This window comes from Kribbella pratensis (assembly GCF_004365355.1).
GTDB lineage: Bacteria > Actinomycetota > Actinomycetes > Propionibacteriales > Kribbellaceae > Kribbella.
Map to the genome: position 1 here is coordinate 484,939 of NZ_SODP01000002.1, position 11,584 is coordinate 496,522.

General features: G+C 66.3%; 7 protein-coding genes. All 7 read right to left on the reverse strand.

The genetic code is table 11. From position 1 onward, the window contains the following. Window positions 1-3: 3 nt before the first annotated feature. Entirely contained in the window at window positions 4-2,025 is a 2,022-nt protein-coding gene (locus EV653_RS18940; protein ID WP_134105072.1) for a glycoside hydrolase family 36 protein, read from the reverse strand. Beyond that, a complete protein-coding gene (locus tag EV653_RS18945; RefSeq protein WP_255510825.1) occupies window positions 2,022-3,956 on the reverse strand; it encodes a beta-L-arabinofuranosidase domain-containing protein in 1,935 nt (644 codons plus the stop codon). The genes EV653_RS18940 and EV653_RS18945 overlap by 4 nt, the downstream gene beginning before the upstream one ends. Before the next feature lies 1 nt (window position 3,957). Beyond that, window positions 3,958-5,391 carry an alpha-L-fucosidase gene (locus tag EV653_RS18950; protein ID WP_202871741.1) on the reverse strand — a complete coding sequence of 478 codons (1,434 nt, stop codon included), beginning with the start codon at window positions 5,389-5,391 and terminating at the stop codon, window positions 3,958-3,960. Between the two features lie 66 nt (window positions 5,392-5,457). Next, window positions 5,458-7,152, reverse strand: a complete 1,695-nt coding sequence (locus EV653_RS18955; protein WP_134105074.1) for an extracellular solute-binding protein — start codon at window positions 7,150-7,152, stop codon at window positions 5,458-5,460. A gap of 55 nt (window positions 7,153-7,207) precedes the next feature. Further along, the gene (locus EV653_RS18960) at window positions 7,208-8,158 is read right to left on the reverse strand and encodes a carbohydrate ABC transporter permease (RefSeq protein WP_134105075.1); all 951 of its coding nucleotides are present in this window, start codon (window positions 8,156-8,158) and stop codon (window positions 7,208-7,210) included. Then, window positions 8,155-9,141, reverse strand: a complete 987-nt coding sequence (locus tag EV653_RS18965) for an ABC transporter permease (RefSeq protein ID WP_134105076.1) — start codon at window positions 9,139-9,141, stop codon at window positions 8,155-8,157. Before EV653_RS18965 ends, EV653_RS18960 begins: the two co-directional genes overlap by 4 nt. Before the next feature lie 26 nt (window positions 9,142-9,167). Further along, window positions 9,168-11,543, reverse strand: coding sequence for a glycoside hydrolase family 95 protein (locus EV653_RS18970; RefSeq protein WP_134105077.1), 2,376 nt, complete (start codon window positions 11,541-11,543; stop codon window positions 9,168-9,170). Window positions 11,544-11,584 lie beyond the last annotated feature (41 nt).

Consider the following 11,584-nt stretch of genomic DNA (forward strand, 5'->3'; position numbering starts at 1 on the left):
CGGTCATTGCAGGCGGAGGACGCGGGCGGCGGGTTCGGGGGTGTTGGCGGTGACGACCAGACCGTCGTCGGTCCAGGCGTAGGTCCAGTCGCCGAGGTCGGTCGGGAAGTGTGGCGCGATCTTCTGCGACCGCGGGATCGGAAGGGTGATGGTGGACGGGCCGGGCGCGCGGTGCCACAGGGCAAGGTACGAGACCTTGGCGCCGGTCAGGGAGAGGGCGATCCACTCATCGGTCCAGGCGGGCAGGCCGAGGGGCCAGGCGGGGACGAGCGTCTCCAGGTCCTCGAGGACTTCCCGATGGGCTGACAGCGCCGAGCGGATCAGTTCGAGCTCGGCGGGTGTCATCCGGTTGAGGTGGCCGGACAGGTAGAGGCGGCCAGGGATGCCGTTCACGAGGGCGAAGATGAATTCCTCGCGAGTGGTTCCGGTGATCGGATAGGCCCAGTGACCGGCTTGTTCAGGGAGTACGGCGGCCGGTGCGGCGGCGGTGATCGATGCGTACAGCAACGGGTGTTCCTGGTCCGAGGTCGACTGCAGGTGGAGGCGGGACAGCATGGCGTAGTCCATCCGCATGGCACCGGAGGCGCAGTTCTCGATCAGCAGGTCCGGATGCCGCTCCTGAATGCCGTCCAGCCAGCTGAGCAGTGCGCGGTTGTGCTCCAGAAGGCCCTGCCCGAGGGATGTCCCGTTCTTGTCGGTTCCGGGCCCGGTCACGGAGTTGTTGTCGAACTTGAAGAACCCGATGCCGAACTCGTCGACCAGCCGATCGACCGTGGTGTCGAGGTGTTTGCGTGCGGCCGGGCTGCGCAGGTCGAGCAGGTAGCGATCGTTCTCGGCGACTCTTCGGCCGTGGCGGGTGAGGAACGCGTCATCAGGTAGTTCGTCGGCGATCGGTGAGCGGACACCGACGACTTCGGGCTCGAGCCAAAGTCCGGGCACCATGCCGTGGTGGTGGATCCGGTCGATCACCTCGGCGAGTCCGTTCGGGAACCGCGTCGCCGACGGTTGCCATTCGCCGACGGTGTTCCACCAGACGCCTTCGGCGTACCAGCCGGCGTCGATGCAGAAGTAGTCCGCGCCGACCTCGGCCGCGGCGTCGATCAGCGGCAGCAGCTTCTCCGTTGTCGGGTCACCCAGCAACGTATTCATGTAGTCGTTGAAGACGACCGGCATCCGGTCGTCGATTGGGCGCCGCGTCCGGATCGCCCGGCGCTGACGCGTGAGTGCGGCGAACACGCTGTCGACGTCGGTCCCGACGACAAGCGACACAGGAACCGTCGTGAACGGTTTGTCGGCAGTGACCTCGACACTCCACTGGTGCTCCAGGTCGGTCGGGCCGCTCAGCAGCAGGTAGCCACCGTGCCGGGTCTCACCGAGCTCGTAGTGCCATGGGCCGTTGTGCTCGATCTGCCAGCCCAGGGCGTACGGCGTACTCCGATCGACCAGAACGCCGACAGGCAGCCTCTCCCCCGTGGACCACGAGTTCATACCCGTCACCGCGTCCCGGCTCTTGGCGACGTGGTGATGCGGATCGTGGACGATGTCAGCCAACACGTCCCGCACTACGCGCTTGGACCAACGGTTCTCCGCCATCCAGCTGTTCGCGGCGGAGTACAGCTCGGCGTCGACCGACGCGAGGCCGACGACCAACGACGACAGGCTGGTGAGCTCCAGAGAACCCGGACCGATGATCGACGCTTCGGTCCAGGCGCGTACGCCGGCCCGCGCCTCGAAGACGCTGGTGACGCGGAGACCCGTGGTCGGCTCCTCCTGGACGATGCGCAGCGTGGTCCCGGTCTCGTGGTGCCCGGCGTACCTCAACCGCTGCCCCAGGAGGGTGCCGGCGTGACGGTTGCTGGAATGGCCATGTCCCACAGCGGCCACCTCCACCAAGGGCTGGCCCGGATCGGGCTCGCCACCCCTCGGCTGGGACGCCTCCCGGACAGCAACCAGTCGGACGGGGCCGTCGTCGAGGACGAAGGTCAGCGCAAGGTCAGGCGTGCTCCAGTGCAGCAGGTCGGTCATAGATCCTCACTTGGTCGTACGGCTCGCCGTGCGTTGCTCGAGGAGATGTCCTCACCGGTGAACGTCGCGCAGCGCACCGGGAAGTAAACGGTGTACCGCTCGTCGCGGACCTCGGCGAGTGGGATGAAGCGCAGGCCGGTGGTTTGGCCGTGGGTCCGGTATCTGCCCGGCTGCCACCAGCTGTGGTGTCGCTCCCGGTCAGGTGTGAGGAACGACGCCGGGTCGGCAGGGTCACCGGACAACGCGGTCTCCTGCTCGGTGAGGCCGGCCAGGACGACCGGACCGTCGAGTACGGCGACCAGGTCCGGCTGGTCGGGCAATCGCACGGTGGACAATCCCGACGGCACAGTCAGCCGGATGCGCTGGCTGCTCCATTCCTGGGACAACAGGATCCATCCGCCCCTGACCTCGACCGGCAACGGTTTCCCGTCGATCTCCAGCGTCGGCGAGCCGGTAGCCCACAGTGGGACGCGGAGCCGGATCTCGAACCTGGTTGGTCGCTCGCACCGTACGTCGACGACGTGCACGTGGTGGTTCGGCCGACGCCGCGGCAACGGCCGCGCCGACAACTCCTGGATTCCCTCGGCAGCGTAAGCACTCTGTCGTTGGCCGAGAGAAACGCCTTGCTCGATGTCCGCCGTGATCGCGAGCTCGACCCGGCCGCCGAACAGATCGGGCCAGGTCGTGACCGACTCGAGGTACTGACAGACCGCGATCCCCTGGTCGTCGACGTAAACAGCCGCCTCGCCGACCGAGCTCTGGGCCTGCAGCAGGGTGCCGTGGCAGCACCAGAAGTCCTCGGTCGGCCGACCCCATTTCTTCTGGCTTCCGGTTGCCAAAGGCAAGAAGTACGCGGGCATACCGGTGTCCGGGTGTTGCTGCGCCCAGATCCCGTTGACCAGGTTCCGTTCCCAGTAGTCTCCGTAGCGGTGATCGCCGGTCCACCGGAACAGAACGGCGGCGAGGCGCATCAGGTTGTAGACGAGGCAATGTTCCTGGACAGCGTGCAGACGGGCGGACTGTTCGCCGGGCGGCTGCCACACTTCTCCGCAACTGCTGCCACCGGTGCAGTACGTCCCGCGGGTCTGCACCGCGGAGTCCCAGAAGACTTCGACGACGTCGCGCCAGCGTCGCTCGCCCGTGACCTCCCAGGCCCTGGCCGCCCCGAGAATCTCCGCGATCTGGGTGTTGGCGTGCTTGTTGGTCAGTACGTCGGCACCGGCGAGAAGCGGCTCGAAGAACCGGCGCCGGTCGTACCGCTCGATCAGATCGGCGGCGGTCTGATCACCGGTGAACGCAAGGAGGTCCGCCCAGACCTCCAGCATCCCGCCCGTCTCGCGGTCGAGGATGTCGTCGAGCTGCTCCCGCGAGAGCCCACCCGTCCAGGTGTGGAACCATCCGGCGAAAGCCGACGCGATCTCGAGCGCCTGTTCGTTGCCCGCGATTCGGTACTGGTCGAGCAACCCCATCAAGGTCTTGTGGACGACGTACTGCGGAGCCCACGCGTCCCGGCCCGCGGCCAGCCGTTCGAAGTACGCCGGTGGAATCGACCCGGCCCACTGCCCGCCGTTGGCCCGCTGGCACATCGCGAGTTCGTCCACGACGGTGGCAGCTCGTGCTGCCACCTCACGGTCCTCCTCACCGACCCGTGCCGCCGCCGACAGCCAATGTCCGAGGATGTGGCCTCGCAGATCGCACGTCGGCGACTCCCATCCCCAATGCCAGGTCTGCGGACCATCCGGAGAGTCCGCGCCAACGGTCGTGCCCCAGGAGCCCGAATAACTCCACAGACCGGCCTCGGCGCGGTAGGGCCGCAGCAGGTTGTCCGCGCTGAGCCCGCGTAGATAACGGGCGTTCAGCAACCATCTGTCTCTGGTCGGCCCTTCCTTCAGTGTTGTCCGGCCGCCTGACGCACGAACCGTGCGCAGCACGTCAAGCGCCGAGCTCGAGGGCGAGGCAGTTTGCGACGTCGAGCGGAGCAGTGGCGGGCAGGCGGACAACGAGGATCCCGTGGGCCTGTTCGAACGGGACCGGACCGTGGCCGAGCAGTCGTACGCCGGTCACCGTCTCGTGATCCGCGAGGCTGCGAATCACCGCGCGTCCGTCCTCCGGCCAGGCCATCTGGAACGCGTAGACGGTGTTCTCCCGGCGGGTGAAGCGGAAGTCGGAAGCAGTCCAGCCCACCCGGTCCTCGGTGAATCCGTCGATGACGACACTGGACGGGCCTTCACCGAAGACCCGGAACGGACGCGTGCCGTGGATGCCTTCGCCGCACGCCCGCATCCAGGCGCCCAGATCGTCGAGGAGTTGGGTGCATTCGAGGTCGAGCGTGCCGTCCGGCAGCTGCGGCACGTTGAGCAGGAGGTTGCCGTTCTTCGACACGATGTCGACGAGCATCTCGATCACGTGTCCACCGGTCTTGTAGACGTCGCGGACGTTGTAGAACCAGTCGCCGACGGAGGTGTCGGTCTGCCACGGCCGGGGGTTGATCCCAGGCGTCTGACTGCGCTCGATGTCCATCACGCCGACCACGCTCACCTCGGGCCGGCGGTCCTTCTGCTGGTACACGGCGCGGTTGGTCCCGTGGATCCCCGCACTGGTGTTGTACAGGTGGGCGATCGCGGTCAAACCGGGGGTGTACTCGGCCTCGCCGAACGGCACGGGACCGTCGGTGTACAGCAGATCCGGTTGGTACCGGTCGATCATCTCGGTGACCGCCGCGAGCCAGTACGCGTGCCAGGCAGGATCCTGGCCGTACCACGGGTCCTGCACCACGATGTCTTCGGCCGGCAGGTACTTGGCGTTGTCGAGGTAGAGATCCCGGTACGCCGGATCGGTCCCGTCGTACGGCACGCCGGCCAGCGGCCCGTGCCGGTCGCTGCCCTTGTTGACGGCGAACCAGGTCAACGCGGCACCGAGATGCTCGGTGATACCGAACGGCAGTCCACGCTCCTCGGCGGCGGCCTTCCAAAGGCCGACGATGTCCTTGCCCGGCCCGACCTTTGCCGAGTTCCACGGGTTCACCGACGACTCGTAGTTGAAGAAGTTGTCGTGATGGACGGCCTGCGCCACGAAGTACCGCGCACCGGCCGCCACGAACCGGTTCATCAAGTCGGCCGGATCGAAGCGCTCCGCCTTCCATTGCCGGACGATGTCCTTATAGCCCGACTGCGACGGGTGTCCGTACATCCGCAGGTGGTGCAGGTACTGCTCAGAGCCTTGCCGGTACATGTGGCGCGCGTACCAGTCGCCGTACCGAGGCACCGACTGCGGTCCCCAGTGCGACCAGATGCCGAGTTTCGCGTCCCGGAACCAGTCAGGGCACTCGAACGTGGACAGGGACTCGAACGTTGCGTCGAACGGCACTCTTTGCTCCTCGTCGCTGATACCGGGTGAGGGCCGGCCGGATCACTCCGGCCGGCCCGGGTCCGCCTACTTGTTGGGCACCTTGTCGTACGCGGTCTGCTGGATCTCTAGGTAGCGCTTCAGACCGAGACCCTCCAGCCCCTTGACGTAGCTGTCCCAGTCGGTGTCGATGTTCTTCGAGCCGGTGATGAACTGCAGGGAGTTCTGCTGGATGTAGTTCTCGAGGTTGGTCTGCAGGGTCGCGACCTCGTTGGCGAGGGTGGGGTCGATCCAGACCTTCCAGAACGGGTAGATCTGCGCCTTGTCCTCGTGGCCGGCGTACAGCTTGGTGGCATCGAAGAGCTTGCGCTCGTACCCCGCCTGCGTGTGGACGTCGGTGTCGATGACCTCGGAGTTCCGGAACTGCGCGGTGTTGTTGTACTGCGCGAGCGCTCCCCACCCGGAGTTCCGCGGCTTCGAGCCGGGCTTCAGCGGGATCTGCTTGAAGCTCGGCTTCAGCGACTTGTCGAGCGCCACGTCACCGGAACCGGGCTTGGTCCAGGCCTTGCCCTCCGAGCCGAACTGTCCGTTGATCTGGCCCTCGTCGGTGAAGATGTAGTCGAGCATCTTGATCGCCTGGATCTGCTTCTCCGGTGTGGCCTTCGACGTCAGTACGAACGTGGCGCCGGGAATGCTCGGGAAGACGTAGCTGGCGTAGTTCGCGCCACTCGGACCGGTCAGCGGCGGTACCGCGTCGTACTGCTGGTCCCGCCCGTCCGCCGAACCGACGGTGACGAAGATGCCCGAGTGCATGACGGTGCCCGCGCCGAGGATGACCGAGCCGCCGTGGTTGCCCTGCTGCTGCATCGCGTCCGGGTTCTGCGTGAAGGCGCCTTTGTCGATCAGCCCTTCTTTGTAGAGCGAGTTGATGTACCGCAGGCCTTCGCGCCAACCGTCCTTGTTCGCCTGGACGTCGACCTTGCCGTTGTTGAGAACCAGTGTGGTGTTGTTGCCGCCGCTGTTGTTCTGCCCTTGCGGGTCGTAGATGAAGGCGTTCATGAAGTACGGGATGAGGTTGTCGCGGACGTTCGCGCTGATCGGGATCTCGTCGGCCTTGCCGTTGCCGTTCGGATCCTGGGTCTTGAACGCCTGGAGCACCTTCCGCATGTCCTCGGTGGTCTTCGGCTGCTCGAGGCCCAGCTTCTTCAGCCACGCCGAGTTCATCCACAGCTTGTCCGGGTACGAACAGTGGAAGCAGTCGACCCACTGCGGGAGGCCGTAGATCTTGCCGTCCGGCGCGGTCGCCATCGCCTTCCACTCCGGCGTGGAGTCCAGCGCCTTCTTGATGTTCGGCGCGTACTGATCGATCAGCTGGTTCAGCGGTACGACGACACCCTGATTTCCCAGCTTCAGCAGGTCCGCCGTCGTGAACTGGTCGACCCAGGGGATCAGCAGGTACAGGTCGGGGTAGTCACCGCTGGCCAGCGAGATCTGCCGCTTCTCCTTGGCCGGCCCACCGTCGTACGTGGTCGTCTGCCACTTGATGGTGATGTTGAACTTCTGCTGGATCAGCTTGGTGAAGTCGTTGGTGGCCAGGTTCGTGTCGGCCGCCTGCGGCGAGAAGACGTTCAGGGTGACAGCGGGATTCCCGGTGACCGTCGGCAGTGGCTTTCCGTCCGCGGCGTCCGAGCCACCGCCTCCGGAGCAGGCCGCGAGGCCGAGAGCCAGGAGACTGATACCGGCGATCGCGGCACGCCTCCGCCTACTGATTCGTACAGACATGGTTCCCTCACAGGGGTCGAGGTGATACGGAGTGATACCGGGTGGTACCGGAGGATCAGCCCTTGACGGCGCCGATCAGGATTCCCTTGGTGAAGTAGCGGGCGACGAACGGATAGATGACCAGGACCGGAACGCTCGCGACCACGATCAGCGAGTACTTGAGCAGGTCGGCGAGCTGCTGGCGCTGGATGACGACCGACGCGTCGACGGCGCCGCCGCCGGTGGTGTTGAGGATCAGGATGTTCCGCAGGACCAGCTGGAGCGGGAACAGGTCCGGGTTCTTCAGGTAGATCAGCGCGTCGAAGTAGGAGTTCCACTGCATGATCGCGTACATCAACGCGACCACCGCGATCATTGGCTTGGCCAACGGGATCACCACCGACCACAGGAACCGCAGGTCGCCGCAGCCGTCCAGCTGCGCGGCCTCGACCAGCTCGTCGGGGATCGCGGTGCGGAAGTAGGTCCGGGCGATGATGACCTGCCAGACCCCGATCGCCTGCGGGATGATCAGCGCCCACCGGGTGTCGAGCAGACCGACGGACTGGACCACCAGGTATGTCGGGATCAGGCCGCCGGTGAACAGCATCGTGAACAGGATGGCGGTCATCACCACGTTGCGGCCGACCAGCGTACGGCGCGACATCGGGTAGGCGATCGCGATCGTCATCGTGACGCTGACGATCGTGCCGACCACGGTGTAGAACAGCGAGTTCAGGTAGCCCTGGACGATCTGCGGATTCTCGAACACCGCGTGGTAGCCGCGCAGCGAGAAGTCCACCGGCCAGAACAACACCCGGCCGGCCGATACCGCTTCCGGGCTGCTGAACGAGCTGGCCACGATGTACAGCAACGGCGCCAGGACGATCACGAAGAAGACCGCCAGCAGCAGGTACACGCAGAACAGGAAGATCCGGTCGGTCCGCGGCTCCCGGATCCGGCGGGCGCGCGCGGCGCGGCGCTCGACCCGCTTGCTGGGCAGCGTTCTGGTTTCGGTTTGGACGCTCATGACCACAATCCGTTCCCGGTGATCCGCTTGGCGATCGCATTGACCATCAGCAGCAGCGCGAGGTTGATGACCGAGTTGAACAGTCCGATCGCGGTGGCGCCGCTGAAGTCGGCGTTCAGCAAGCCGGTCTTGTAGACGTAGGTGGCGATGATCTCGGACTGGCTCAGGTTGAGCGGGTTCTGCAGCAGGAAGGCCTTCTCGAACCCGATGGCCATGATGTTGCCGACAGCAAGCACCAGGATGATGACGGCGGTCGGCATGATGCCGGGCAGGTCGACGTGCCGGATCCGTTGCAACCGGCTGGCGCCGTCGAGCTTGGCCGACTCGTGCAGTGCCGGGTCGATGCCGGACAGCGCAGCCAGGTAGATCACCGCGGAGTATCCGGTGGTCTGCCACACGTCCGACCACACGTAGATGTGACGGAAGTACTCCGGGTTGCCGAGGAAGTCGATCGACGGCACGCCGAAGAAGCCCAGGCCCTCGTTGACGATGCCGAGCCGCGGCGACAGCACCAGGATCGTCATCGACACGACCACCACGGTGGAGATGAAGTACGGCGCATACGTCACCAACTGAACCGACCGCTTGAACACACCGTTGCGGACCTCGTTGAGTGCCAGCGCGAGGATGATCGCGATCGGGAAGCTCGCCGCCACGGTGTAGACCGACAGGATGAAGGTGTTCTTCACCAGGGTCCAGAACACCGGGTTGTGGAAGAACAGGTCGAAGTTCTGCCAGCCGACCCACGGGCTTCCCCAGATGCCCTTGATCACGTTGAAACTCTTGAACGCCAGGACTGCGTTCGACATCGGGATGTACTTGAAGATCACGAACCACACCAGCGGCACGACCATCAACAGGTACAGGGTCCAGTGCCGTCGAAGACTGCGGCGCAGTCCTTGGACGCCGGGACGTTCTCGCCGCCGCCGGCGCCGCACCGGCGTCTCACCGGCCGGTGGCCGGACCGTGGTCAGGGTAGCCATGGAACCTCCTTCATCCGTGCCGGTTGTCAGATCGGGCTAACGCGATGGCCGACGCCGGCGGTCAACCGGACCGGAACCCGGTCGTCGCCGTGACGCACGACCCGCTCCTGGTCCCGGTCGGCGGTCAGGACCGCTTCGACGCCGGCCGGCGTCCACGCGATGTCGACGGTGACCCCGCCGCGAGCCCGTAGGCCCGTGACCCGCCCGCTCGGCCATTCGGCCGGCAGCGCGGGCAGCAGTTCGATCTCGCCCGTGTGGCTCTGCAGCAGCATCTCGGCGATGCCGGCGGTCGCGCCGAAGTTCCCGTCGATCTGGAACGGCGGGTGGGCGCAGAAGAGATTCGGGTACACGCCCGCGCCGCTGCCGACATAGTCGGTCGAGGTGTCGCCGGCAGGTGCGAGGAACGCCCGGACGAGCCGGTGCGTGCCGGCCGCATCGCGCAACCGGGCGTACAGGTTGATCTTCCAGGCCAGCGACCAACCGGTGGCCTGGTCGCCACGCAGTTCGAGCGTCCGGGCCGCGGCGGCCGCGAGGGCCGGCGTGCCGTCCGGCGTGATCGCATCGCCCGGATGAAGACCGACGAGGTGCGACATGTGCCGGTGATGGGGTTCTTCTTCGGGTAGATCCGCCAACCACTCCTGCAGCTGTCCGCGTGAGCCGATCGCGGGCTCGGGGATTCGCTTGCGGGCGGTGGACAACTCGCCGACCAACGGGTCGACGATATCGAGCAGTTCAGCCGCTCGCTCGACCCGCTGGAAGAGGTCCGAGATCAGGGCCAGGTCCATGGTCGACGACCAGGTCACCGACGCGGGCTGTCCGTCGTCGGCCAGGTAGGTATTCTCCGGGGAGGTCGACGGCGCCGTACCGAGGGTTCCGTCCGGCATCTCCGTCAACCAGTCGAGGCAGAACTCCGCGGCGCCCAGCAATACGCGCCACGATTCGCGAAGGGAGTCCAGATCACCGGTGAACGCGTAGTGGTCCCACAGGTGGCGGGCCAGCCAGGCACCTGCCATCGGCCAGTTCGACCACCGCGGATCGCCCTCGACCGGGAACGACCAGCACCAGGCGTCGGCGTTGTGATGCGCGGTCCAGCCGCCACAGCCGTACCGTTCCTTCGCCGTCGGGCGCCCGGCCTCGGCGAGCTGACCGATGTAGCGGAGCAGCGGTTCATGGCACTCGGAGAGATTGGTGGTCTCCGCGGGCCAGTAGTTCATCTCGGTGTTGATGTTCACCGTGAAGTTGCTGGACCACGGCGGCCGGAGGATGTCGTTCCAGATCCCCTGCAGATTGGTCGGCAGCCCACCCGATCGCGAACCCGCGATCATCAGGTAGCGGCCGTAGTTGAACAGCAGCGCGACCAGTGCGGGGTCTTCGACGTCGACCGCACCCGCGACGCGTACGTCGGTCGGCAGGTCGGCATTCTCGGCCGGACCGGGCAGCTCGAGCGACGAACGACGGAACAGCTGCTGGTGATCCTCACGATGGTCGGCCACGAGTTCGTCGTACGTGCGATCGCGCGCCGCGAGCACCTTCTGATCCCCAGCGGCCCAGCACTCCGTCGCCGATCGGGTCGGCGAGGTCGACGGTCCGTCGTACCCGGTATCGGTGGAGAGAATCAGGACGACCTCGGTTGCCTCCTCGACCGTGAGCTCGGTGTCGACGGCTCGGAGCTGCCCGTCGGTCGTGGCACGCAGTGCGATGGCCGCTTCCATACCGCGGTCCGCACCATCGGAGTACCGGATCGGCACCGGAACATCGCGATGGTGCGGGGCGACATCGGCCGGAGCTTGCAACAACAATCCGAGCCCGTCCTCGACTGGGTGTGGTTGTGACTGCAACTGCGAGGTCAACCGGCACGTCAGCCCCAGTACCGGCTCGGACGCTGTCAGTCGCACGACCAGGACACCGTCCGGAGCGCTGACGAAGACTTCCTGGCGCACCGCGACTCCGCCGAGCTCGTACTCCGCGGTCGCCGTCGCGGTGTCCAGATCGAGCTCGCGACGGTACTGCGCGACCTCGCCGACGGCGGGCGTGGTGCCGCCGACCCGAACCTCCATCAGGAGGTCGCCCAGCGGCAGGTACGCCTGGCAGTAGCCGGAGTGGAAACCGCCGGCCAGCTCATGCGCCCGGCGGAGCTCGCCGGCCGTGAGGGCGTCACGCACTTCCTGCACCGCCTCCGCGCCGGTCGCACCGAGCGGAGCCGACAACAACCGTGCGGTCTCCGGGCCGCCCGACCAGAGAGTCTCGTCGTTCAGCCCGATCCGGTCAGTGCCAAGACCGCCGAAACACATCGCGCCGATGCGGCCGTTGCCGAGCGGCAAAGCCTCGAGCCACGTCTCCGCAGGCCGGTCGTAGCGCAAGCGTTGCGCAGCGGACCGATCTGAGCCCACCAGGTCGCTCATATCGCAGTCCTCCGTCGATGAGACGAGGTATTAGTCCTATG